Annotated in this window: 26 protein-coding genes; 9 read left to right on the top strand and 17 right to left on the bottom strand. The window is 59.8% G+C overall.

Annotation, left to right across the window (positions count from 1 at the left end; genetic code table 11):
• The first annotated feature begins 81 nt into the window (after nucleotides 1-81).
• The 3 genes from phbB to KUW67_RS08625 all read left to right on the top strand — a co-directional run bounded on the left by phbB (nucleotide 82) and on the right by KUW67_RS08625 (nucleotide 2,920).
• Complete coding sequence (gene phbB / locus KUW67_RS08615) at nucleotides 82-807, top strand: acetoacetyl-CoA reductase (protein ID WP_224824894.1); 726 nt, start codon at nucleotides 82-84, stop codon at nucleotides 805-807.
• Between the two features lie 311 nt (nucleotides 808-1,118).
• Nucleotides 1,119-2,060 (top strand): transcriptional regulator GcvA, encoded by a 942-nt coding sequence (locus KUW67_RS08620; protein ID WP_224824895.1) that lies wholly within the window; start codon nucleotides 1,119-1,121, stop codon nucleotides 2,058-2,060.
• Nucleotides 2,057-2,920, top strand: a complete 864-nt coding sequence (locus KUW67_RS08625) for a DMT family transporter (protein WP_224824896.1) — start codon at nucleotides 2,057-2,059, stop codon at nucleotides 2,918-2,920. Before KUW67_RS08620 ends, KUW67_RS08625 begins: the two co-directional genes overlap by 4 nt.
• Before the next feature lie 3 nt (nucleotides 2,921-2,923).
• Here KUW67_RS08625 and KUW67_RS08630 read toward each other — a convergent pair whose 3' ends face one another.
• From KUW67_RS08630 to KUW67_RS08640, 3 genes are all read right to left on the bottom strand, one after another.
• The gene (locus KUW67_RS08630) at nucleotides 2,924-3,088 is read right to left on the bottom strand and encodes a YdcH family protein (protein ID WP_224824897.1); all 165 of its coding nucleotides are present in this window, start codon (nucleotides 3,086-3,088) and stop codon (nucleotides 2,924-2,926) included.
• A 104-nt stretch (nucleotides 3,089-3,192) separates the two neighbouring features.
• The gene (locus tag KUW67_RS08635) at nucleotides 3,193-3,915 is read right to left on the bottom strand and encodes a tRNA1(Val) (adenine(37)-N6)-methyltransferase (RefSeq protein ID WP_224824898.1); all 723 of its coding nucleotides are present in this window, start codon (nucleotides 3,913-3,915) and stop codon (nucleotides 3,193-3,195) included.
• Nucleotides 3,912-4,127 carry a DUF2007 domain-containing protein gene (locus tag KUW67_RS08640; RefSeq protein ID WP_224825140.1) on the bottom strand — a complete coding sequence of 72 codons (216 nt, stop codon included), beginning with the start codon at nucleotides 4,125-4,127 and terminating at the stop codon, nucleotides 3,912-3,914. Before KUW67_RS08640 ends, KUW67_RS08635 begins: the two co-directional genes overlap by 4 nt.
• Before the next feature lie 65 nt (nucleotides 4,128-4,192).
• Here KUW67_RS08640 and KUW67_RS08645 point away from each other — a divergent pair, with 65 nt between their 5' ends.
• The gene (locus KUW67_RS08645; protein ID WP_224824899.1) at nucleotides 4,193-5,194 is read left to right on the top strand and encodes a polyprenyl synthetase family protein; all 1,002 of its coding nucleotides are present in this window, start codon (nucleotides 4,193-4,195) and stop codon (nucleotides 5,192-5,194) included.
• On the opposite strand, the gene KUW67_RS08650 is transcribed toward KUW67_RS08645, so the two are convergent.
• From KUW67_RS08650 to KUW67_RS08665, 4 genes are all read right to left on the bottom strand, one after another.
• Nucleotides 5,187-6,005 carry a 4-(cytidine 5'-diphospho)-2-C-methyl-D-erythritol kinase gene (locus tag KUW67_RS08650; protein WP_224824900.1) on the bottom strand — a complete coding sequence of 273 codons (819 nt, stop codon included), beginning with the start codon at nucleotides 6,003-6,005 and terminating at the stop codon, nucleotides 5,187-5,189. The genes KUW67_RS08645 and KUW67_RS08650 overlap by 8 nt on opposite strands.
• Nucleotides 5,995-7,656 carry a tetratricopeptide repeat protein gene (locus tag KUW67_RS08655; RefSeq protein ID WP_224825141.1) on the bottom strand — a complete coding sequence of 554 codons (1,662 nt, stop codon included), beginning with the start codon at nucleotides 7,654-7,656 and terminating at the stop codon, nucleotides 5,995-5,997. Before KUW67_RS08655 ends, KUW67_RS08650 begins: the two co-directional genes overlap by 11 nt.
• A 156-nt stretch (nucleotides 7,657-7,812) precedes the next feature.
• The gene (locus KUW67_RS08660; RefSeq protein WP_224824901.1) at nucleotides 7,813-9,465 is read right to left on the bottom strand and encodes an electron transfer flavoprotein-ubiquinone oxidoreductase; all 1,653 of its coding nucleotides are present in this window, start codon (nucleotides 9,463-9,465) and stop codon (nucleotides 7,813-7,815) included.
• A 104-nt stretch (nucleotides 9,466-9,569) separates the two neighbouring features.
• Complete coding sequence (locus KUW67_RS08665; protein WP_224824902.1) at nucleotides 9,570-10,541, bottom strand: phosphatase PAP2 family protein; 972 nt, start codon at nucleotides 10,539-10,541, stop codon at nucleotides 9,570-9,572.
• Nucleotides 10,542-10,680: 139 nt separating this feature from the next.
• Between KUW67_RS08665 and greA the strand changes: the two genes are divergently transcribed.
• Together greA and KUW67_RS08675 are read left to right on the top strand one after the other, a co-directional pair.
• Nucleotides 10,681-11,151, top strand: a complete 471-nt coding sequence (greA, locus tag KUW67_RS08670) for a transcription elongation factor GreA (protein WP_224824903.1) — start codon at nucleotides 10,681-10,683, stop codon at nucleotides 11,149-11,151.
• A gap of 10 nt (nucleotides 11,152-11,161) precedes the next feature.
• Nucleotides 11,162-12,166: a hypothetical protein gene (locus tag KUW67_RS08675; protein WP_224824904.1), complete on the top strand. Its 1,005-nt coding sequence runs from the start codon at nucleotides 11,162-11,164 to the stop codon at nucleotides 12,164-12,166.
• On the opposite strand, the gene glp is transcribed toward KUW67_RS08675, so the two are convergent.
• From glp to KUW67_RS08695, 4 genes are read right to left on the bottom strand one after another with little or no spacing between them, the layout of a single operon-like run.
• Nucleotides 12,163-14,313, bottom strand: coding sequence for a gephyrin-like molybdotransferase Glp (gene glp / locus KUW67_RS08680; RefSeq protein ID WP_370634939.1), 2,151 nt, complete (start codon nucleotides 14,311-14,313; stop codon nucleotides 12,163-12,165). The genes KUW67_RS08675 and glp overlap by 4 nt on opposite strands.
• On the bottom strand, nucleotides 14,310-14,795 hold the full coding sequence (gene mobB / locus KUW67_RS08685; protein WP_224824905.1) for a molybdopterin-guanine dinucleotide biosynthesis protein B: 486 nt from the start codon (nucleotides 14,793-14,795) through the stop codon (nucleotides 14,310-14,312). The genes glp and mobB overlap by 4 nt, the downstream gene beginning before the upstream one ends.
• Complete coding sequence (gene mobA / locus KUW67_RS08690) at nucleotides 14,795-15,403, bottom strand: molybdenum cofactor guanylyltransferase MobA (RefSeq protein WP_224824906.1); 609 nt, start codon at nucleotides 15,401-15,403, stop codon at nucleotides 14,795-14,797. Before mobA ends, mobB begins: the two co-directional genes overlap by 1 nt.
• A complete protein-coding gene (locus tag KUW67_RS08695; RefSeq protein ID WP_224824907.1) occupies nucleotides 15,400-16,284 on the bottom strand; it encodes a formate dehydrogenase accessory sulfurtransferase FdhD in 885 nt (294 codons plus the stop codon). Before KUW67_RS08695 ends, mobA begins: the two co-directional genes overlap by 4 nt.
• A gap of 59 nt (nucleotides 16,285-16,343) precedes the next feature.
• On the opposite strand from KUW67_RS08695, the gene KUW67_RS08700 reads away from it, so the two are divergent.
• Together KUW67_RS08700 and KUW67_RS08705 are read left to right on the top strand one after the other, a co-directional pair.
• Entirely contained in the window at nucleotides 16,344-17,057 is a 714-nt protein-coding gene (locus tag KUW67_RS08700) for an AzlC family ABC transporter permease (RefSeq protein WP_224824908.1), read from the top strand.
• Nucleotides 17,054-17,380, top strand: a complete 327-nt coding sequence (locus tag KUW67_RS08705; protein ID WP_224824909.1) for an AzlD domain-containing protein — start codon at nucleotides 17,054-17,056, stop codon at nucleotides 17,378-17,380. Before KUW67_RS08700 ends, KUW67_RS08705 begins: the two co-directional genes overlap by 4 nt.
• On the opposite strand, the gene KUW67_RS08710 is transcribed toward KUW67_RS08705, so the two are convergent.
• From KUW67_RS08710 to KUW67_RS08730, 5 genes are all read right to left on the bottom strand, one after another.
• Entirely contained in the window at nucleotides 17,377-17,973 is a 597-nt protein-coding gene (locus tag KUW67_RS08710) for a hypothetical protein (protein ID WP_224824910.1), read from the bottom strand. The two genes, KUW67_RS08705 and KUW67_RS08710, sit on opposite strands and share 4 nt — an antisense overlap.
• 25 nt (nucleotides 17,974-17,998) lie before the next feature.
• Nucleotides 17,999-18,133 carry an aa3-type cytochrome c oxidase subunit IV gene (locus KUW67_RS08715; RefSeq protein ID WP_224824911.1) on the bottom strand — a complete coding sequence of 45 codons (135 nt, stop codon included), beginning with the start codon at nucleotides 18,131-18,133 and terminating at the stop codon, nucleotides 17,999-18,001.
• 84 nt (nucleotides 18,134-18,217) lie between these two features.
• Nucleotides 18,218-18,667 carry a DUF6173 family protein gene (locus KUW67_RS08720; RefSeq protein ID WP_224824912.1) on the bottom strand — a complete coding sequence of 150 codons (450 nt, stop codon included), beginning with the start codon at nucleotides 18,665-18,667 and terminating at the stop codon, nucleotides 18,218-18,220.
• A gap of 3 nt (nucleotides 18,668-18,670) precedes the next feature.
• Entirely contained in the window at nucleotides 18,671-19,708 is a 1,038-nt protein-coding gene (locus KUW67_RS08725) for an MBL fold metallo-hydrolase (RefSeq protein WP_224824913.1), read from the bottom strand.
• Nucleotides 19,705-21,420 carry an acyl-CoA dehydrogenase gene (locus tag KUW67_RS08730; protein WP_224824914.1) on the bottom strand — a complete coding sequence of 572 codons (1,716 nt, stop codon included), beginning with the start codon at nucleotides 21,418-21,420 and terminating at the stop codon, nucleotides 19,705-19,707. The genes KUW67_RS08725 and KUW67_RS08730 overlap by 4 nt, the downstream gene beginning before the upstream one ends.
• A 121-nt stretch (nucleotides 21,421-21,541) precedes the next feature.
• Between KUW67_RS08730 and KUW67_RS08735 the strand changes: the two genes are divergently transcribed.
• Nucleotides 21,542-22,474 (top strand): L-threonylcarbamoyladenylate synthase, encoded by a 933-nt coding sequence (locus tag KUW67_RS08735; RefSeq protein ID WP_224824915.1) that lies wholly within the window; start codon nucleotides 21,542-21,544, stop codon nucleotides 22,472-22,474.
• Between the two features lie 34 nt (nucleotides 22,475-22,508).
• On the opposite strand, the gene KUW67_RS08740 is transcribed toward KUW67_RS08735, so the two are convergent.
• Nucleotides 22,509-23,078, bottom strand: coding sequence for a YqgE/AlgH family protein (locus KUW67_RS08740; protein ID WP_224824916.1), 570 nt, complete (start codon nucleotides 23,076-23,078; stop codon nucleotides 22,509-22,511).
• Nucleotides 23,079-23,125 lie beyond the last annotated feature (47 nt).

The raw sequence follows: 23,125 nt of genomic DNA on the forward strand, positions 1-23,125 counted from the left end.
AACGGCCGCCCCTACTTTTTCCATGACCGGGCCGCCTTCAAAAATCCCGGCATTTCTGACTGAACGAATGAGGAGACCCCAATGTCCCGTGTAGCCCTAGTGACCGGCGGAAGCCGTGGTATCGGCGAAGCTATTTCCAAGAAACTGAAAGCCGATGGGTACACCGTTGCCGCGACCTACGCTGGCAATGACGAAGCCGCCGCAAAATTCACCGAAGAGACAGGCATCGCAACCTACAAGTGGAATGTCGCCGATTATGATGCGTCCGCCGAAGGTCTGGCCAAGGTGGAGGCAGACCTCGGCCCCATCGAAGTGGTCGTCGCCAATGCGGGCATCACCCGTGACGCGCCGTTCCACCGCATGAGCCCCGAGCAGTGGAACGAGGTTATCGGCACCAACCTTACCGGCGTCTTCAACACTGTTCACCCTGTCTGGAACGGCATGCGCGAGCGTGGCTTTGGCCGTGTCGTTGTCATCTCGTCGATCAACGGTCAGAAAGGCCAGTTCGGTCAGGTCAACTATGCGGCGACGAAAGCGGGCGATCTGGGCATCGTCAAAAGCCTTGCCCAGGAAGGTGCCGCCAAAGGCATTACAGCCAATGCGGTTTGCCCCGGCTATATCGGCACCGAAATGGTCCGCGCCATTCCCGAGAAGGTCTTGAATGAAAAAATCATTCCGCAGATCCCTGCCGGTCGCCTTGGCGAGCCCGAGGAAATCGCGCGGTGTGTCGCCTTTCTGGTGTCGGATGATGCAGGTTTCATCAACGGCTCGACCATCTCGGCCAACGGCGCGCAGTTCTTCGTCTAAGACAGAACATCAGGATAGAAAAAGGGCCGGTCATGGCGACCGGCCCTTTTTATTTGCCGTAAGGAAGGCGACTATCAAAGGGCGCTTACTTGCGCCGCGTGATCCAGCGCAGGCCAGCGGCAAAAACGTCGGCGCGCTCTTTATGAGCTGCGCGGATGGCGTCACGGGTGCGGGCGTTTGTCGGTGTCTCGAACATGGGGGGCTCCTTCTTGAGCATATGAATTTCTGAACTGTCCCTAATATGACCCTCGCTAACAATTCTTACAAACGAGACTTCCCAACGCGTCAGTTAAGAGATATTGAACTGACGTATGTCAGATCGGCTCCCCCCACTCACTGCGTTACGCGCCTTTGAAGCCGCTGCCCGGCATATGTCTTTTGCCAAAGCAGCGGCCGAGTTAAACGTCACGCCCGCAGCCCTCAGCTTCCAGATCAAGTCGCTGGAAGAGCATTTGGGCCAACCCCTGTTCATCCGATTGAACCGTGCCGTTGATCTGACCGAGGCCGGGCGCACCCTGCTTCCCGGCACATCAGACGGGTTCAATGCCCTGACGGCAGCATGGCGCGGCGCGAAACGGTTGACCGATTCCACGTCACTCACGGTGACCGCCGGCCCGGCCTTCACGGCAAAATGGCTTGCCCCGCGGCTTTACGATTTCGCCCAAGCCCACCCTGAAATTGAGTTGCGCTTTTCCGCCTCGCTTCGGATCATGGATTTCAACCGAGACGACATCGACGTTGCAATCCGCTTTGGTTATGGCCCCGATACCGGTCTATATTCCGAACCGCTGTCGCGTGAATGGATGACACCGGTGATGACGCCTACCTTGGCGCGCGAGGTTTCGCAGCCCTCGGACCTGTTGAGAATGCCGCTTTTGCATGACGACAGCATCGCATTTCTTTCCCCACCCTGCGACTGGAACGCGTGGTTCAACGCGGCGGGTGTTGTCGCTGATGTGACCAGCGGCCCGCGCTTCAGCCAAGCAGACCACGCGATTGACGCGGCCTTGTCGGGCGGCGGCGTTGTTCTGGCCCGGGCGTCCTTGGCCTATCAGGATATCAAGGCCGGGCGACTTGTGGCGCCACTGATGCAGGGTATCTCCTCAGAAGCCCGGTTTCGCTTTATTTGCCCGAAAGGGGCCGAAACCCGCCCGCAAGTTGCCGCTTTCAAAGCGTGGATCATGGCGCAGGCCGACGAGATCGGTGCGTTCAGCGAAGGCCGGAGCATTACACCTGTCGAAGGCATCGTATGAGCGCTCCGAAGGCGACACTGCTGGGGTTTGGTGCGATCCTGCTTTGGTCGATGCTGGCGCTTTTCACAGAAGGGTCCCGCCCTGTGCCGCCGCTTCTACTGAACGCGCTTTGCTTCACGGTCGGGGGGGTGATCGGGTTGATCTGGTTGGTGACGAAGGGCAATCCGAAACGCCTGAAAGCGGTCCCGTTGGGTGTCTATGTTTTCGGAACGGCGGGGCTATTTGGATACCATTTTCTGTATTTTTCCGCGCTTAGAATGGCGCCGCCTGCCCAAGCCGGGCTAATTGCGTATCTTTGGCCTCTGCTCATCGTGCTGTTCTCTGGCCTCCTGCCCGGAGAATCACTGCGCACGGGTCATGTCATTGGTGCGCTGATCGGTCTGTGCGGTGCTGCCGTCATCCTTTTTGCGGATGGCATTGGCGCGGTCGATCAAGCCGCCCTTCCCGGCTACGGGCTGGCGTTACTGTGTGCGCTGACGTGGTCTGGCTATTCGGTATTTTCACGCAGGTTAGGCGACACGCCCACCGAAAGCGTCGCTGTGTTCTGCGTGACAACAGCCCTTCTGTCTGCGCTCGCACATCTCGCGCTAGAACCTACGATCTGGCCCGACGACGCCGGAAGTTGGCTTTCTGTCATTGCACTAGGCCTGGGCCCGGTCGGGCTGGCCTTCTATGTCTGGGATATCGGCGTAAAGCGCGGAAATATCCAGCTTTTGGGCGTCGCATCCTATGCGGCCCCGTTGCTGTCGACGCTCATTTTGGTGATGGCGGGGGTGGCGGAACCCACCCTATCGCTCGCCCTTGCGGCGGCGTTGATCACTGGCGGGGCAATCCTGGCTGCCCGCGCCAGTCGTCACTGAGCCTTAGCTCGACAAGCGCTCAATCTGTTCCTTGAGCCGAAGTTTCTCTTTCTTGAGAGCGGCGATCTGTAGATCGTCCACCCCCGGACTTCGTTGCGCTTGTTCAACTGTCTCCGAGAGATTCTGGTGTTTCTTCCTCAGTTCCTGAACATGCGAACTTACGGACATAGGCAAACTCCTCTCTGTTGGTTGTGTTTATAGTCCACCACGCAAAAAGGTTAATGTCACGCCGCAGGTGCAGCATAAGACATCTCTCGCCCAGTGGATGCTTATCAGATGGGCAGTGCGGCGGCGTCTCGCAAGACTGCGCGGACCTCTGGTCGATAGCTTTCGCCGTCCTGCGCGTGTGTGTCGCCCTCATGCAGAATCAGCGGTGCGCGCAGGACAAACGGCGTGCGCCCACCTTTGCGGGCCTGCACGAGTGCCAGATGTGCGTCTTTGCCAGCGCGCGGGGCAAGAGGCAAAACGCGGATCGACCCAAGGCGGGCATCCATCGCGGACAACACATCCGGCAGCCGATCCGCGTTCTGGATCATTGTCAGATAGCCTTTGGGTTTGAGCCTGCGAATGGCGGCGTCGACCCAGGCAAAAAGCGGCGTTTCTTCGGTGAGGGCCGCCTCGCGCCCTGCATCTCGCGCGGCAGAACGATCGGACGCGCGGTAATAGGGCGGGTTCGCCATCACGTGATCAAAGCTTTTCTGGCGCAGCAAGTCGGGCATATGCGCCAGATCGCCGTGCAACGCATGTAGCCCGTTCTGCTGAGCAAGCGCCACGTAATCGGCCTGCCGCTCCAGCCCGGTGACGTCGACCGTGACGCGAGCCTTAAGGCACAGGCTGGCGACGCCTGCGCCGCAGCCCAGCTCCAGCACCGATTGGCCATCTTTGGCGGGCACGGCCGCAGCCATCAAAACCGCATCAATGCCGGACCGAAAGCCTTTCGCCGGTTGGTAGGCCTGAACCCGTCCACCTAGAAAAGCGTCCTGCGTCAGGCTCATTCCGAGACGTGGATATCGTTGTCGCGCATCACGCTTGAGGCGATGAACCAATCAGCCTCGCGCACCATCAGGCGGCGCGGCATGATGCCGATGGAGCCTTCAAGCACGCTCATATTCGCGTCCATCGTAAAGCTCTGAATGCCTTCGCCGGACAGAAGTGCCGTCGCGAAGGCGATGATTGTCGGATCATTGGTGCGCAAAAGCTCTTTCATGCCATAGACGTAAGGGGCCTGCGCAGCTATGTCGAGGCGCAGAGACACGAACTGACGGAGCGGTGATGAGCTTGGATCAAGCGGCAACCAAACCCCATGAACGCCTGAGCGCCGATCTGGTTGATGAAATGACCGCGGTGAACGCACTGATCCGCGACCGGATGGCGTCTGAACACGCCCCGCGCATCCCCGAAGTGACGGCCCATTTGGTGGAAGCCGGGGGCAAGCGTTTGCGCCCCATGCTGACCTTGGCGGCGGCTAAAATGTGCGGCTATGGCGGGCCGTATCACGTGCATCTGGCCGCCACGGTTGAGTTCATTCACACTGCGACGCTGCTGCACGATGATGTCGTGGATGAAAGCGACAAGCGGCGCGGGCGGCCTACGGCGAACCTGCTTTGGGACAACACATCCAGCGTGTTGGTCGGCGATTACCTGTTCGCGCGGTCCTTCCAGTTGATGGTCGAAACCGGATCGCTGCGCGTTCTAGACATTCTGGCAAACGCGGCGGCGACGATTGCCGAAGGCGAAGTGCTTCAGCTGACAGCAGCACGGGATCTGGCGACGGATGAGGGCGTCTATCTCAAGGTCGTGCGCGGCAAGACGGCGGCGCTTTTTTCCGCCGCGACACAAGTAGGCGGCGTGATCGCAGAGGTCGCAGAAGATCAGGTGCAGGCGCTTTATGATTATGGCGACGCGCTGGGTGTGTCGTTCCAGATCGTGGACGATCTGCTGGATTACGCAGGCGATCCGTCTGCGACTGGCAAGAATCTTGGCGATGATTTCCGCGAACGCAAGTTGACCCTGCCAGTCATCAAGGCCGTGGCGCTCGCCGATGCAGAAGAGCGCGCGTTTTGGGCGCGCACCATCGAGAAAGGCGATCAGCGGGACGGCGATCTGGAACATGCGATGGCCTTGATGGCCAAGCATGACACGCTGGAGGCGACGCGTCAGGATGCGCTTGCTTGGGCTGGGAAAGCCAAAGCCGCAATGGCCAAACTGCCCGAGACGGAACTGCGCATGATGCTTCTTGATCTGGCCGACTACGTCGTCGCGCGGGTCAGCTAAGACGGCACGGGGCGACCCACCAGCCGGGCTGATCCTGGCTGAGATCTCTGGCCTTCGCCCGCGCTTCTGCGGCAGAGGTATAAAGCGCAAAGCAAGTCGCGCCCGAGCCGGACATCGCCGCAAAAAGCCCGTCATCAAGCCGGTCCAGAACATCAAGGATCAGCGGCGCTTGTCCAATTGCAGGCGCTTGCAGGTCGTTGCGTTGCTCTGCCAGCCATCGCGCCAAAGCGCGGGTGTCTGCGAAGGTCGGGACACCCTCCATCGGCGCATTGTCTTTGTGTTTCAATGCGTTGAAGACTGCAGGAGTTGGCACATCCACACCAGGATTGACCAGCACTGCATGGGTTTCCGGTAGGGGCGCGACGGGGGTCAGTAGATCGCCAACACCTTGCATGCGTAACGCCATCGGGTGCAGGCAAACCGGCACGTCAGCGCCCAATGTGACGGTGCTGTCGGGTAGCGGCACCTCCCACAGCTCAGACAAAGCGCGCAAGGTCGCCGCCGCATCTGAAGAGCCGCCACCGATCCCCGCCGCTGCAGGGAGATGTTTGTCGAGCGTGATATGCGCCATGCCGTTCGGATCAAGAAACCGCGCGGCTTTCAAAACCAGATTGCTGTCATCCGTGGGTACACCTTTAGCGCGCGGGCCGGTCACCGTAAGCGACAAAGCCGCATCAAACGCCACTGTAACGAGGTCCCCGATATCTGCAAAACACACAAGGCTATCCAGCAAGTGGTAGCCATCGGTGCGTTGACCTGTGACGTGAAGCGTCAGGTTGATCTTGGCGGGCGCGAAGGCGCTAACCGTCATTGGCCACCCGAAGCGGCGGTGCGCCTTCTTCGTCCAAAACCACGTCCAGCCCGACTTCCAGTTTACGCCGGATGCGGTCGGGATCAGCCTCTCCATCGGTGTCCTCAGGGTCGATGAAGGAGAGGGCGCGCTTCCACTGGAACTGTGCCTCGGTCTCGCGACCCACCGCCCAATAAACATCGCCAAGGTGATCATTGACGACCGGATCGACAGGCATCAACTCAGCCGCGCGCTCCATATGGCCGACGGCTTCGTCATAGCGCCCAAGGCGGTACAGAACCCAGCCAAGACTGTCGATGATGAACCCGCTGTCGGGACGTTCGGCGGCGGCGGTCTCGATCATCTCAAGCGCTTCATCCAGCTTGATCTTCTTCTCGACAAGCGAATATCCGAGGTAGTTCAGAACCAGCGGCTGGTTGGGCCGAAGTTCCAGGGCACGGCGGAAATCAGCCTCTGCGTTGTCCCAATCGCCAGAGCGTTCATGACTGATGCCGCGCGCGTAATGAACGAACCACAGGGCGTCGCCTTCACCGGTCAGCTCAAGGGCGCGATCATAGGCGGGAATCGCTTCTTCAAAACGCTGCAAGCCGCGCATCATGTCACCCATTGCGGTGTGCACCGCAGGTAGGTCCCCATGGCTTTTGGCAAGCTGTTGGAGCACTTCAATAGCCGCATCATCCTTACCCGCACGGCGCAGCGTGTCGGCGCGCCCGAGCTCGGCAGCGTGGAACGCTGGATGATCACGCGGAACACGGTTGTAGCTTTGCGTCGCCAGTTCATAGCGCTCTAGATCTTCGAGCATCGCAGCAGAAAGCAGGATCGCGTCTACATGATCCTCGCGCAAATACTCGGCGAGCCGGGAATAAAGCAGCGTGTATCCGGGGGCCGCATCAGTGCTCAGCACCCCGGCGACCGAAAAGAACATCTCGGCAGCGCCATCGCCGGCATTGGTCACATGGGTAAAGGGAAGCGTCTCGCCCGCTTCAAGGCGCGCGCGGACATCACCGATGCCGGGATCTGTGTCATTGCTGAAGAGAAGATCAAGAAGTTGCAGCGCATCGCCGTTGCGGTCCAGTTGGCTGAGCACTTCGATATGTGCCATCGCCCCGCGCCGGGTCTGGCGCAAAGGCCCCTGCTCTTCACCGGAAAAGAGCGCATCGGCCCCCTCGTAATCCCCGGCGGAGGCAAGCGCCAAAGCCTTATGATAAAAGGCGAAGCCTTGTAGACCGTTCTGCTCAGACAACTCGTCAAACCGCGCCAGTGCTTCGGTCATACGCCCACGACCCAGTTCAGCCCATGCGGTGGCAAGCCCGTCGACAAGCGGACCGATCCGGCGACCGGCCGCGATATCATCCAGCAATTGGTCGTAGTCGCCCCGCTTGAACTGCTCGGCAGTGATCACAAGATGTGCGATCTGGCTTTCAAACCCACTCATCTGCATCTTCTGCGCAACCACATGCGCTTGCGGGACGCGGCCCAGATTGACGAAAGCGGATGTGGCGTTCTCAAGAAGGCGGGGGTTTGATGGATCCGCGATCAACGCTTGCGCATAATATTGTGCGGCATGCTCATAGTCGCTCTGGAAGCTTGCGGCGCGCCCTGCCAGATACGCCCCGGCGATGCCGTCAGCTTTCACGGGAAGTGTCGGCATCAGCCCTAGAACCAATGCTGCGAAAATACCTGTGGTTGTCAAACGCACGTGATGTGCCCCCTTGCCCTTAGGCCCGTTTGGGGCCTGAACCAGAAAGGTAGCGGTGCCTGCGCCCTAAAGCAATGAGGGGCGACCCTTTGGCCGCCCCTTTTGCAATCACATATTCGGGTAGTTCGGCCCATCCCCGCCCTGCGGCGTGGTCCAGTTGATGTTCTGGGACGGATCTTTGATGTCGCAGGTTTTGCAATGCACGCAGTTCTGGAAGTTGATGACAAAGCGCGGGTCTTTGTTTTCCTCTTCCACAAATTCGTAGACGCCTGCGGGGCAATACCGCGCCGAAGGGCCTGCATATTGCGGCAAGTTAATCTCGGTCGGGATGGATGCATCGCCAAGTTTGAGGTGCGCAGGCTGGCTTTCCTCATGGTTCGTCATCGAGAAGCTGACATTTGTCAGACGATCGAAAGAAAGTTTCCCGTCCGGCTTGGGATAGGTGATTTCTTTGTGATCTTTCGCCTTGCCCGTCGCATCGGCGTCATTCTTGCCATGCTTGATGGTGCCGAAAGGGTTCCAGCCGGTGATATTGGCCGTCCACATATCGACAGCGCCCAGCACCAGACCGCCCAGCAGGCCGTATTTGGACCAGAGCGGTTTGACGTTGCGCACCCGCTTGAGATCTTTCGCGATGGGACCAGAGCGCAGCTCTTGCTCGTACATCTCCAGCGTATCGGAAGCACGGCCGTCCTTGATCGCCGCATGCGCAGCCTCGGCGGCGTGAATGCCCGACAGCATCGCGTTGTGGTTGCCCTTGATCCGCGGCACGTTCACCAGACCCGCCGAACAGCCCAGCAGCGCGCCACCGGGGAAGGCCACCTGCGGGATCGACTGCCAGCCGCCTTCGGAAATCGCGCGCGCGCCGTAAGCGATGCGCTTGCCGCCTTTCAACAGGTCCGCCACCATCGGGTGATGCTTGAACCGCTGAAATTCCATGTAGGGGAAAAGGTACGGGTTTTCGTAGTTCAGGTGGACCACAAAGCCCACGTAAACCTGATTGTTATCAAGGTGGTAGATAAACGACCCGCCACCGGCATTGCCATTCAAAGGCCAGCCCATCGTGTGGGTGACGCTGCCTTCTTTATGCTTCTCGGGATCAATCTCCCAAATCTCTTTCATACCAAGGCCGAACTTCGGCACGTCGCAATCCTTGTCGAGGCTGAACTTCGCAATAGCTTCCTTGGAAAGCGATCCGCGCACGCCTTCTGACAGGAACACATATTTGCCGTGCAGCTCCATACCCGGCTCATACCCATCACCTTGGGTGCCATCCGGGTTCAGGCCAAACTCGCCCGCAACAACACCTTTGAGCGAGCCGTCGTCGGCGTAGACCAGTTCGGAACAGGCCATGCCGGGGAAGACTTCGACGCCCAGCTCTTCGGCCTGTTCGGCCATCCAGCGGCATACGTTGCCCATCGAGACGATGTAATTGCCGTGGTTGTTCATCAGCGGCGGCATTGCGAAATTGGGCAGACGGATACCGCCTGCCTCGCCCAGCATGTAGAAACTGTCGTCCTTCACCGGCACCGTGATCGGCGCGCCTTTTTCTTTCCAATCGGGGATCAGGGCGTCGATGCCCGCAGGGTCAAGAACTGCACCAGACAGGATATGCGCGCCCACTTCCGAGCCTTTTTCGAGAACGACGACGTTCAGATCGGCATCAAGCTGCTTCAGACGGATCGCAGCAGACAGGCCAGCGGGGCCTGCGCCGACGATAACGACGTCATATTCCATTGCTTCGCGTTCAATCTCGGCCATCAGGCTCTCCTCATGTGGCGGGGCGGTTGGCTGCGCACACCCTTAGAAATAAATCTAGAGCGGAGTATCTTAAAGGCCTTGGAAAGGTCAATCGAGACGGTGCGTTATACCGTCGCTGGCGTTAATACTGCCTGTCGATTTTCCTTGCGCACAAGGATGGCCCACAAAGCCCCGACCAGAAGGGTCGAGACGTATCCGTCGATGGCATAGTGATAGCCCGTGTAGACGGAAAGGATCATCACCGCTGCCCAAAAAAGCCCGCCCGGAATCGCCAGCACTGGGTGGCGTTCGTACATGTAAAGCGCCACCGCCGTGGCGACTGCTACATGCACACTCGGGAAGGCGCTGATACCTGATCCCAGCGCTTGCGCGCCGTCTGTATAAAATTGCCACAACATCTCTTGCGTCTCGCCGATGGAGGACGCGAAGATGCCCTTCGCCTCCAGCATCGCCATCATTTCCGGATAGCGATCAGTGCCCAACAGACGGTCGTAATAGACCGGCCCCGCCGACAGCCCAGCCAACGCCAAGACATTGCCGATGCCAACCCAGGCGAACATGAAAACGATCAGCGTGCGATTGACCCGTGCGCTGTCGCGGTCGGTTGCGGCCATGACGATGGGCAGGAAGAACGCGGGGATCGCCCAGCCGGTCAGGTAGAACTCCATCAAAAGCTGCACGTCGAACCACGCGTCCAGCTTGTGCGCGAACACCCACGGATCGGTCCCGAAATGCAAAGCCTTGTCCAACTCTGCGAAAAACGGGTCCGCAAAGAACGGCACAATCGCGGGCATTGTCGTTTTGAAAAGCGTAAAGGCGGGCTGAAACAGGATCAGCGCCAACATCGCCCAGCCGATATCCACCGCGCGGCGCTTCAGCTCTGCCACGCCATAAAGCGCGAAAATCAGGAACAAAGCGGCGGCGAAAAGATATCCCACTTCGACCATCGCCTCCGCGAAATTGCGCGATTTATGGACCGTGCTTTGCAGTTTCAGCCACATGTCATCACGGAACATGAAGGCTATGACGACCGAAATCGCCAGATAAATGCCCGAAAAAATCGCAAGCCGTTTCACTGCGTCTCAGCCCTTAAAAGCAACGTCTTGCCGCAAAACATGCATTGGTCTTGCAGCCCCTCCATTGACTTTCTAGGTGTAGATTGAGTTAACACCGTGGCAGCGATTGCCCATTTTCGGCCAACTCCAAGGTAATTTTATGGACAAAATCCCACTGACCCGCGCGGGACACACCGCGTTGAATGCAGAATTGAAAGAGCTGAAATCGGTTCAGCGCCCCGCCGTCATCAAGGCGATTGCAGAAGCGCGCGAACATGGCGACCTGTCGGAAAACGCCGAGTATCACGCCGCCCGCGAGAAGCAGAGCTTCATCGAAGGCCGCGTGAAAGAGCTTGAGGGCATCCTTGGGCTGGCCGACGTGATCGACCCCTCCAAGCTGTCCGGCACGATCAAATTTGGCGCGACCGTGCGCCTTGTGGACGAGGATACTGATGAGGAGAAAACCTATCAGATCGTTGGAGAGCCCGAGGCAGATATCCAGAACGGTAAGCTGAACATCAAGTCTCCGCTGGCGCGTGCGCTGATCGGCAAGGAAGATGGCGACAGCGTCGAGGTGAAGACCCCGGGCGGCGAAAAAGCCTACGAGATCCTCTCCATTGAGTATGTCTGAGGGCTAAGCGATGGCGCTGCCTCCGTCTGACAAGATCGCCTCTGCAGATCTGGCTTCCAAGCCCAGCGCGCCGCCTGTGATCAGCGCGCCCGAGATGATTGCGATTGCTGTCAGTCTGATCTGGGTGCTGGGCGTTGCGATCTTTTTCTGGATGACCCCGTCCGAGCAGGGCGGGTTCGATGGTGTGCGGTTCATCGTGGTCTTTCTGGCCATTTTCATGCCCGTCGCGATGATCTGGATCGCCGCCTCTGCCGCGCGATCCACCCGGATCATGCGCGAGGAGGCCGCGCGCCTGCAGGCGGCGGTCGATTGGATGCGCAAAAGCTACATCGCGCAGCAGCAGACGGCGGGTATGGCGTTGAAGCCCGCCGTGGAGCGCAAGATTGACGAGATCGCGCAATCCACAAAGAAGGCCGAAAGCGCGATCGCGACCTTTACCACCACGCGAGAGCCTGCACGGGCCACGCTGGCCCCCAAAAGCGAAACGCCCGCACAGGACCAACCTGCGTTGGAGCTTGGCACCCCCGCCGATGAGCTTGGCCCGCCCTTGTCTACAGAAGACCTGCTGCGTGCCTTGCACTTCCCTGAGAACGCCGAAGACACCAGCGGCTTCGCTGCTTTGCGCCGGGCGTTGCGGGATCGTCAAGCCGCCGGTCTCATTCAGGCCGCTCAGGACGTTCTGACCCTGCTCAGCCAGGACGGTATCTACATGGATGATCTGCGCTATGACCGCGCCCGGCCCGAGCTGTGGCGGCGTTTTGCCATGGGCGAACGCGGACGCGGTGTTGCGGGTCTGGGGGGTGTGCGTGACAGGTCCTCATTGGCGCTCAGCGCGGGCCGGATGAAGCAAGACACGATTTTTCGCGATGCTGCGCATCACTTCCTGCGCCGCTTCGATCAGATGCTGATCGCGTTTGAACCGACTGCGAACGACGCCGAATTGGCCGCACTCTCCGACACCCGCACCGCGCGCGCGTTCATGCTGTTGGGACGCGTGACAGGGATGTTCGACTAAAAGTTACAGGCCAAGAAACTGGCGTAAGGGATATAGCGAACCATATCGCCCGGCGCGATGTCCCGCGCACCATCCTCGATTTCCACCAACCCGTCAGCCCAGCTGAGACCCGAGATACGACCCGAGCCTTCCGAGGCGAAGACCTGCACGGTGCCATCCACGACCCGCGCCCGCAGAAACTCCCGCCGTCCAGGTTTCTTGCGCTTGGTAAAGGCCGCTGGCAGATCAAACCCTTGCGGCGTTCTCCACTTCGCGCCCGCAAGCACCGACATTGCAGGACGCGCGAAAATCAGCGCGCAAACAAGCGCCGCCACTGGGTTTCCCGGCAGGCCAAACACAGGCGTGTTGTCCCACATGCCCAGCGCCAGCGGGCGCCCCGGTTTGATCGCGATCCGCCACATCGACATGGCCCCGGTTTCCGTCAACAGCGCAGAGATATGGTCTTCGTCCCCTGCCGAGGCCCCGCCAGAGGTCAGGATCACATCGGCTTTCTGCGCCGCATCGCTTAGCCCCTCCCGGATCACCCTGCGATCATCGGGCAAGCGGCCCATATCCACAGGCGTATATCCAAGATCAGCAATCAACGAGAGCAGCATCGGCCGGTTGGCGTCATAAATCTGCCCTGTTCCGGCGTCTTCATGGGGATCTCGCAGCTCATCCCCGGTCGAGATGACGGCGACGCGCAACCGTCGATGCAGCGGTACGGTTTCAATTCCAACCGAAGCCAAATGCGCGATATCGGCGGGTCGCATCACATGGCCTTTGGTCAGCAGATGCTCGCCCTTCTCGACATCTTCCCCAGCCTTGCGGGTGTTCGCCCCCGGCTTCACGCCGTCGCGGAACGCAATCGCTTGACCGTCGGTCGAGACATCTTCTTCAAGGACCACCGTATCGACGCCGTCCGGCAGGATCGCACCCGTCAGGATACGGATGGCCGCCCCGTGTGGCACCGGATCAGTGAAGGGAACACCCGCTGCCGCGCGACCTTGCAACAAGGGCAAACGGTGCGGCCCGTCGCCCAAGCTCGCATGGGCGAATCCATAGCCATCTACGGCTGAGTTCGGCGCTGGCGGCTGCGCGCGGGGCGCTGTGAGAGGGTCTGCCAAAACACGGCCAAGGGCGGCGCTCAGCGGGGCGGTGTCGACCGGCGTGACAACAGTCAGCCGCTCTTTCAAAAGCGCCAGAGCATCGTCCACAGGCGTCCAGTCAACACCGGGGGGCAAGGCAAAGCAGTCGTTGCGCAAGGGAGGAGGCTGCAGGGTTTTCTGCGGCTTGATCTCATCCGTTGTCACACCAAGAATCCAACCTTCTTCGCGCGCGATCTGGGCGGGATCAGGCAAGCCCGCTGGCTCAGCAAAAAAGCGATCGAGAAGCCCTTGCTTCTGCGCCTGATGAAAAGCGTGACAAAGGCCGCGAACCTGAACGGCGTCGGGGATTTCGTAGACCGGATCGCTTTTGTCCCATCCTTCGCAAAGCGCATCAAGCGGGGCACGGTTCAAAAGTGCCGGGTAAATCTCGACCAACGTGATGCGGGCGTCCGGTTTGGACCAGCCTGTATTTTGCGGCCACACCGCAATCTCATCGCCGAAAGCCTCACAAAGCCGATGAAGATGTGCGAGGCCAATCAACGTTTGCGAGCCAACGGCGCCAGCACCTGCAAGCTGCCAAACCGATTTCGCGCCTTTCGAATGCCCCTCTATCGCGCGAAACTCGGGATAGGCCGCCGTTCTGCGCTTCGTCATATCCAGATGCGGAAGCGTCAAACCCACTGGCCTTCCCCAAAACGGCCCCTCTCCCGGTGTCGCTGCATTTATCGCGTCAGCTACCTGAAACCGATTGTTTTCGTTGTTTTTCCCATCGCGGATACGACATGCGAGATCGGCCCAAACCGCCCGCGCCTCAGCCCTGCCTGTCAACGCCTCGGCAAAGCCTGGAGGGAATCCGAAAGCAAAATCGAACCCCAAAAGGATGCGCCCCGGCGTGCTGCGCAGCCGCTCTTCGATCAGCGCCATCGCGTCAGCCCGCGTTCGGCAATAGACAGGCTGTCGGTCATCCTGCCCTACAAAGATCGCGTCTTTCTTGGGCTTGGCAGGGGACGGCGTGTTCGATGCCGACCAATCGACCATGATGACGCTGTCAAAGCTCACAGGCCCACCTCGGCAAGAATGAATTCTGCAATCGCGGCTGTATCGTCCAGATGGAAAACGGGCCGATCTGCTTTGCTCAAGGTATCGCTCGCGATCGCCTTAACAGTGGCATCGGCAATCAGCGGATTACCTGTCTCGCCTCGATGCGCCTCGACCTTGGGATGCCCATCCCGCTTGTAGCCTTCGATCAATACCAGATCGACCGGCTCCAGCTTGGTCAGCAGATGCGAGAGCGGCGGCTCGTCTTCTGCGCTCAGTTCATGCATCAGCGCCCAGCGATTACGCGAAGCCAGCAGCACCTCTCGCGCGCCCGCGACACGGTGGCGGTGACTGTCCTTACCGGGATGGTCCACGTCAAACGAGTGATGCGCGTGCTTGATCGTTGAAACGGTGAACCCACGCCCGGTAATCTCTTCGACCAGACGCTCCATCAACCCAGTCTTGCCCGCGTTCTTCCACCCGACAACGCCGTAGAGTCGCATCAAGCCGAGCCTTTCAGGATCGCCTCGGCCTGCTCAAGATCGTCGGGCGTGTTCACATTAAAAAACGCGTTATCCTCAAACGCAGTTGAGGCCGCGCCGTGTTTGTCTGTCCACATCACGATTTTGCGCAGACCGTCTTGCAATGCCGCACGCAGGTCATCGCGCAAGCGGACCTCCCAGAGACCAAAGGTGGGATGCCGCACAAGGCGGCCCTCTTCATGGGTGGCCGACAAAGCGATGGGCGTTGTCGCGCGGTCAGAGGCGCGTTCAAGCCGCTCGACAAGATCATGGGGGAAGAACGGGGTATCAGCGGCGGCCGTGACGATCCGGTCATACCCATGATCAACAGCGTAATTCATGCCCGCGAGAACCCCGGCCAACGGGCCGATATCGTCGCCAACTGTATCAGGGACAACAGGCAGCCCGTATTCGATGAAGCGGGCAGCGTCGCCATTGGCATTGAGCACCAACCGGTCGACTTGCGGTCCAAGTCGGTCAATGACGCGGTCCAAAAGCGTCATGCCTTGCAGCACCAGCATCCCTTTATCGCCGCCACCCATGCGCCGGGCTTGGCCACCTGCAAGGATTACACCCAATGGTTTGCTCATGTCATCGCCCCCTTGCGACCATGTTTGCGGCCTTCATCGGCAATCTGTGCCGGGTCAGCATCCCGCAAAAGGCGGTCTTCGCCCGAAAGGCAAATGAACCGCTTGCCGCGCATGCGCCCGATCAAGGTCAGGCCAACCTCGCGCGCAATCTCGACGCCCCAAGCGGTGAAACCGGACCGCGAGGCCAGCACCGGAATGCCCATCATCGCGGTTTTGATCACCATCTCAGACGTCAGACGCCCCGTCGTATAAAGGATTTTACCCTGCGCCGAGACGCCTTCCGATAACATCCAGCCCGCAATTTTATCGACGGCATTATGACGCCCCACGTCTTCCATATAGACCAGCGGGCGATCCCCTTCGCACAAGACTGTGCCATGGATCGCGCCGGCCTCCAGATAGAGGCTGGGCGTGCGGTTGATCTTGGACGCCAGCGCATAAAGCCACGAGGTCCGCACCTCGTCAGCGGGCAATTCGAGGCCTTCGAGACCCTCCATCATATCGCCGAACACCGTACCGACAGCGCAGCCACTGGTGCGGGTTTTCTTCTTGAGCTTTTCTTCAAATGTTGTCTTCGAGGCGGTGCGGACGATCACGACCTCTAGGTCGTCGTCATACTCGACGCCGATGATGTTTTCGCCATCCGCCAACATGCCCTGATTGCGCAAAAATCCCAGCGCGAGGTATTCAGGATAGTCGCCGATCGTCATCGCGGTGACGATCTCCTGAGCGTTCAGAAAGATCGTCAAAGGCCGTTCTTCGACCACGGAAATTTCTTGCGCGGCGCCGTCCTGATCAAATCCCGACACCGCGCGGGTCAGCCGCGCACGGCCAGGATCGGGCGCAATCAGATAGTCTTCAAGATCATCGCGCGTGGCCAATTGCGTCTGCCTCCCCAAGCCTCTACATCTGTCTGGCTGGACCAACCTAGGGGCAAATCATGGCGTCTGCCAGTTCCAAATCCGCCTATTGGAGAGGCTTCAAGGATGGCGCGCCATTCCTGTTGGTCGTAGGGCCATTCGGGGTGCTTTTTGGCGTCGTCGCCACCGAAGCCGGGCTGAACATCACCGAAACGATGGCCTTTTCGATCATGGTCATCGCAGGCGCCGCTCAGTTCACAGCGATCCAGTTGATGCAGGACGAAGCGCCCACCCTGATCGTGCTAGCCACAGCCCTTGCAGTGAACTTGCGCATGGCGATGTATTCCGCCGCTCTGACCCCGCATCTTGGCTCGGCGCCACTTTGGCAGCGCGCCTGCATTGCCTATTTTACAGTCGATCAAAGCTATGCGGTCAGTGCGGCGCAGTTCGAGAAAACGCCCGATTGGACATTATCGCAGAAGATTGCCTATTTTTTCGGCGCAGTCACGCCGGTTTGCCCGATGTGGTATGTCGTGACATGGATCGGAGCCTATGCTGGCACAGCAATTCCACCTGAGTTTGCCCTCGATTTCGCAATCCCGATCACTTTTCTTGCTATCATCGCGCCGCTCTTGCGCACATTGCCTCATGTGCTGGCCTGCGCCACATCCGTCATCCTTGCCCTCAGCTTCGCGTGGGTGCCCTACAACCTCGGTCTACTGATCGCCGCTCTCGGCGCGATGATGGTTGGCGCACAGGCAGAACTGATGCTCAGCCGGAGGGTCAAACCATGATTGACAGCACGCAGCTTTGGACTGTGATCCTGGGGCTTGGTGCGGGCAGCTTTGCACTGCGCTTCTCGTTTCTGGGGATCATCGGCAAACGGCCCTTGCCCGAATGGGTGCTGCGCCATCTTCGCTATACGGCTGTTGCCGTGCTTCCCGGCCTGATTGCACCGCTTGTTCTCTGGCCCGCTGCCACTGGGGGAGAGTTGGAGCCTGCGCGTCTTTGCGCGGCGGCTGCGACATTGCTGATCGGCATCACAACCCGCAATGTGCTTGCCGCTATTTTTGGCGGTGCAATCACGCTTTACGGAATGATGTATCTGCTCGCCTAGAGCTGGATATCCAGCAAATTCTGCCAGTTGTCATCAGGATCATCATCCTGAATGAACTGGGTGCGCACCCCCGGCAGTTCCGCAAAATCATCGCGGATTTTCTTGGGGAACGGCGTTTGTCGGAGGCTCTCGAACCCGGGAATGCCCCGCAGGATACGAGAGGTGACCGTGCCGCATTGCGCCTTGGCAACAGCGCCATTGGCCTCGACCGCGCGCTTGATACGCTCTGCAATCTCGGGCGAAACCTCAACCGTTTGCAAGATCACGTCAAAGGTCTCGCGCGCATGATAATCGGTGTAGTAATTCACAACCCGCGGTGATGCCCCGTAGATCACGTCGTTTCGCTCAGGGATCGCTTCATGCTTGAAGGTGCCTGCAGGGTCCCAGATCACACGCTGAGACGCGTTGATGATCAAACCGGTATGCGCCCCATTGCCAGAGCGCTTGTTCATCACCGTCACCAGCGTCAGCGTCGCAGGGCCGGGGTCGCGATACGCGACAGCGTCAATTTCATGTTGTTCGGACCAGACTTGCTCGCCCATGCAAGCTGCCAGCATCAGCGGCAGCGCCAAAATCACCAAGATACGACGCATTGAAGCTCTTCCAGTCAAGCAGCCTTTAACGGGCGAAAATCGCCATAAAGATCAGAATTGCAATGATAATATAGACCGAATAGGTCGTGAATTTGATGAAGCCCGAGAACGTCTTTTCGTGGGTGGTGACGTCCATCTCGCCGTGCTTGTGATCTGCCATCATGGCCTCCCGTTTCTGGTTATTCGCGACTTAGCCGATTCCGCCCCCTATGTCACGGAGAGGCTGTGGGCAAATTGGCGCGCCTTACGAGCCCGCCTCATCCTCTTCCAGCGCTTTAGCAAGGCGGAACCCGATGCGGTTCGGTTCGGCCTGATCAACCTCTTTGGGCAAGGCGCGCAGCAACACGCTCAACTGGCTGACATGCTGCACCAATTGCGTCTTCGCACCGCTCGCATCGCTGCCGTAAAACGTCACGATATCGGGGTCGTAATAGCCCATGCCTTCGATCCGCAAGACGCCGGCATCGCCGCCTGTAAAACCCATCGCGACCTCATGGGCGTTATCAAGCTGCTTCTCGAAGTTCTGGATATAAAGGATTATCCGCTCGTAGGCCCATTGCGCAGGGCTTTTCTGAGCGGCAGGAGCTTTGATCGGCTCAGGGCATTTATGATCGGGATCGGTATGCACCTCGTTCAGACGCGGCAGGGCGTCGCCCTCCACCGCTTCGGCGGTCGTTCTGATCTTATCGTCCATCGCTTACCTTTTGCGCTGCCAGATCCACGCCCCATCATCGCGCATTTCCCGCGTAATGCGAGCGGTTTGATGCAGGTGATTGAGATGGGCGACAGCCTCCACCAATGCCAGTCCGTATTCTCCTTCACCGATCCGGCGCTTGAAAAGCGGTGCGAAAACCTCCCCTGCCGTTTTGGGCTCGTCCAGATAAGCCTCAAGCCGCGCCAGCGCGCCGTGATGGTTCTCAATCAGTTGCTTCATGCGCAGCGGCAGTCCGGTGAACGGCAGTTTATGCCCGCCCAGCACCAGATGATCCTCGCGCGCAAGCCCTGCCAGCCGCTCGCAAGCCTCAAGCCATTCCGCCACGGGGTCCGCCTCCGGCTCGGTCGCGTAAACCCCGATATTGGGGCTGATTGAGGGCAAAATCTGATCCCCCGACAGCACCAGATTGTCGTCGCGGCTCCAGAATGTTGCGTGTTCCGGCGAATGCCCATTGCCGATATGCACGTCCCAGTCGCGCCCCGCAGCGCGCAGCACATCGCCTTGGCGAAGGCGCTGAAACCCCAGCGGCAACGGCGCGACCACATCCGCAAAATTAAACGGACGCTCCTGCTTTCGCTTTTCCAAAATATCCAAATCCATCCCGGCAGCCTGCCAAAAAGCCAGCGTTTCGGGCGCCGGGCGATCCTGCGCATCCAGCGTCAGCATCCGTGCGAAAAGCCAAGTGGTCCGGGTCGCCCATAAAGGTGCACCAATCCCGGATTGCATCCAGCCTGCCAGACCAATGTGATCGGGGTGGTGGTGGGTGACGATCACACGCCCCACCGGCTTGCCCTTCAAAGGCCCGCCAAGCACCGCCTGCCAAATCGCCCGACTGCGTTTAGAGTCAAAGCCGGTGTCAACGATGCTCCAGTGATCGCCCTCGTCCAGCGCGTAGCAATTGACGTGATCCAGAGCCATCGGCAACGGCATTCTGATCCACAAAACGCCATCTGCCACCTCAACCGCTTCACCCTCTGCGGGTGGCACCTCAAACGGGTAACGCAGTCCGGCGTGGTTCACGCAGCAAGCTCATCAGCGCTGAGATCATAAAGCTCAGACGCGCCAGACCGGGCGTGGATGAGCAGTCCGGCATGTTCGGGCAGCAACCGCTTGATATAGAAGCGCGCGAGTTTTTCACGCGGGCCGCCCTTGTCAGCTTGTGCGGCCTGCAAGTGATAATGCCCGCCCAGGACCCGTGCGAATGCGTGCAGAAACGGCACCGCGCCTGCGAAGCGTTCGTTTAGATCGCTTTGCGACACCAGCCATTCGGTCGTCTCGCGCAGGCTTTCGCAGGCCTGCCACACCGCTTCGGCCATGACAGGGTTAGAGCCGCGCGCCTCTTCGGCAGAGGCTTCCATCTCGTCGAGTAGACGGTAAGCCGCCTCGCCGCCATCCATCATCTTGCGCGCCACCAGGTCCATGGCCTGAATGCCGTTGGTGCCTTCGTAGATCGTCGTCACCCGCACATCACGGGCAAACTGCGCCGCACCGGTTTCCTCCACAAAGCCCATGCCGCCATGCACTTGCATGCCGGTTTGCGCGACAGCCACGCCGACATCCGTGCCAAAGGCTTTCGCGATAGGCGTCAGGAAGGCCGCCCGCGCCTCCCACTCGGGATCATCGGTCGCATGGGCCATATCAATCGCGACCGCACAAGACAGCGCAATCGCGCGGGAGGCGAACACATCCGCCTTCATTGTCGCTAGCATCCGGCGGACGTCCGCATGATCGACAATGGCGCCGGTTCCACCCTCGATCGGCGTCGCACCCTGCTTGCGATCCAGCGCATAAGCCACCGCGTGTTGCATCGCCCCTTCGGCAACGCCAACGCCCTGCACACCAACACCCAAACGCGCGTTGTTCATCATGGTGAACATCGCAGCCATGCCCTTGTGCGGCTCGCCAACCAACCACCCGGTCGCGCCGTCATATTGCATGACGGCTGTGGGCGAAGCGTGCAGACCCATTTTATGCTCAAGGCTGACCACCTTTAGCGTGTTCGCGACACCGGCATTGCCGTTCTCATCCGGCAAGCGCTTGGGCACCATGAAAAGGCTGATCCCCTTGGTGCCAGGCTTGCCATCCGGGAGCCGCGCCAGAACCAGATGGCAGACATTGTCGGTGAAATCATTGTCGGCCCAACTGATGTAAATCTTCTGGCCCGTGATCGCATATGTGCCGTCGCCATTCGGCTCGGCTTTCGTGCGCAGTGCACCGACATCGCTGCCCGCGTGCGGCTCTGTCAGGTTCATGGTGCCATACCATTCGCCCGAAATCAGCTTTGGCAGATAGAGCGCCTTGATCTCGTCGCTGGCATGGTTCTCCAATGCCTCAATCTGGCCTTGGGTCATCAGCGGATTCAGCTGGATCGCCAGACAGGACGAGGACATCATCTCGTTCACCGCCGACGTGATTGCCATCGGCAGGCCCATGCCTCCGTAGGCCGGATCAGCGGCAATCGACATCCAGCCACCCTCGGCAATCGCCTTGTATCCACCGTCGAAACCGGGCGAACAGCGCACCACACCGTTCTCCAGACGCGCGGGCGTCAGATCACCGCTGCGTTGTAATGGCGACAGCACCTGCTCGCACATCCGGCCTGCTTCGGTCAGAATCGCTTCTGTCAGATCGGGCGTGGCATCCGCGAACCGGTCCGTTGCGCGGACCTGATCCAGACCGACAACCTGGTCGAACAAGAACTGAAACTCTTGCACAGGGGCACGATAGGGCATTGTTTTCTCCGGGTTTCGCGACCTTCACATAGGCGCACGAAGCAGCTATGCGGGGATATCCTCGTGATGCGAAGGTAACCGCCCAAGCGCCCCCCGCAACCAGAACGCAGCGTCAGACCGCATGAACCCTGTTTCCACCCAACGCCTTGCGCCGACCCGTGAAGGGATCACTGACGCCGCAGCCCTGCTGCAAAAGGGCGCTTTGGTGGCCTTCCCAACCGAGACCGTCTATGGGCTGGGGGCGGATGCGACCAATGGACAAGCTGTGGCAAGCATCTTTGCCGCCAAGAACCGGCCCAGCTTCAATCCGCTGATCGTGCATGTGCCGGATCTGGAAACCGCTGAAACGCTGGTGGAATTTCCACAAACCGCGCGCGATATTGCGCAAGCCTTCTGGCCGGGTCCACTGACACTGGTGCTTCCCGTGAAACCCGGCGCCGTCAGCGATCTGGTGACCGCAGGCCTGCCCACACTGGCGATCCGCCTGCCTGCGCACCCTCTCGCACAAGAGCTTCTGCGTCAGGCAAACCGCCCCATCGCCGCGCCCTCTGCCAACCCTTCGGGCGCGATCAGCCCCACAACCGCCGATCATGTTATCGCCGGTCTTGATGGACAGATCGCAGCGATTCTCGATGGAGGGCCCTGCGCGGTCGGGCTGGAGTCCACGATCCTGGGGTTTGATCCAGCCCCGACACTGCTGCGCCCCGGCGGCCTGCCACAGGAAGCGTTGGAGGCCGCCCTTGGCGCACCGCTTCTCACTCGCCAACCCGATACGCCGAACGCGCCCGGACAGTTGGCGTCGCACTACGCCCCTGATGCAACGGTGCGCCTGAACATCACCGAAACGGACGGCACTCTGCTCGGCTTCGGCGCGATGCAAAGCACGCTCAACCTCTCCCCCGCCGGGGATCTGACCGAGGCTGCGGCCAACCTCTTTGCCTATCTGCGCCAGCTCGATACGGGCACAGACATCATCCATGTCGCGCCCATCCCAGAGACAGGGCTAGGCCGCGCGATCAATGACCGTCTGCGCCGCGCCGCAGCGCCCCGGTAGCTGTTTCATCTTTGCAAAAATACTTAAAAACGGCCTAAGCCCGTCCCGCTGCCGCTGATAAGGTCAGCGCATCCACACCCAAGGTTTTCAGTGCGGCTTCCCATTTGCGTTCTGCGGGAACCGAAAAGACAATCTCAGGCGTCGCATCGCAGGTCAGCCACCCGTTGCGCACAATCTCGCTTTCCAGCTGACCCGGCCCCCAGCCCGCATAGCCAAGCGCCATAACCAAGGCTGCAGGCCCCTCACCGCGCGCAATGTCTTCCAGGATATCCAACGTCGCGGTCATCCCGAATTGATCATCCACTTCCAGCGTGGATGCGTTCGACCTGTAGTCAGACGTGTGCAAAACGAAGCCCCGACCATGTTCAACGGGTCCTCCGAAATGCACCGGTACATCACGGCTGATGGAGGCAGGCTTGATCGACAGCTGATCCAACAGATCCGCAAAGGCGAGGTCTTCTGCGGGCTTGTTGACGATCAGCCCCATCGCGCCTTCGTCTGAATGTGCACACATGTAGATGACGCTTTTCTCAAACCGCGGATCACTCATCCCCGGCATCGCGATCAACAGTTTACTCGTGAAATCAGACGACTCGCTTTGCATGCGTTCAAGGATGGGCGCGCGCTGGGGTTCACGCAAGTGTCTAGAAA

The organism is Cognatishimia sp. MH4019 (assembly GCF_020177595.1).
Lineage (GTDB): Bacteria > Pseudomonadota > Alphaproteobacteria > Rhodobacterales > Rhodobacteraceae > JAHTBL01.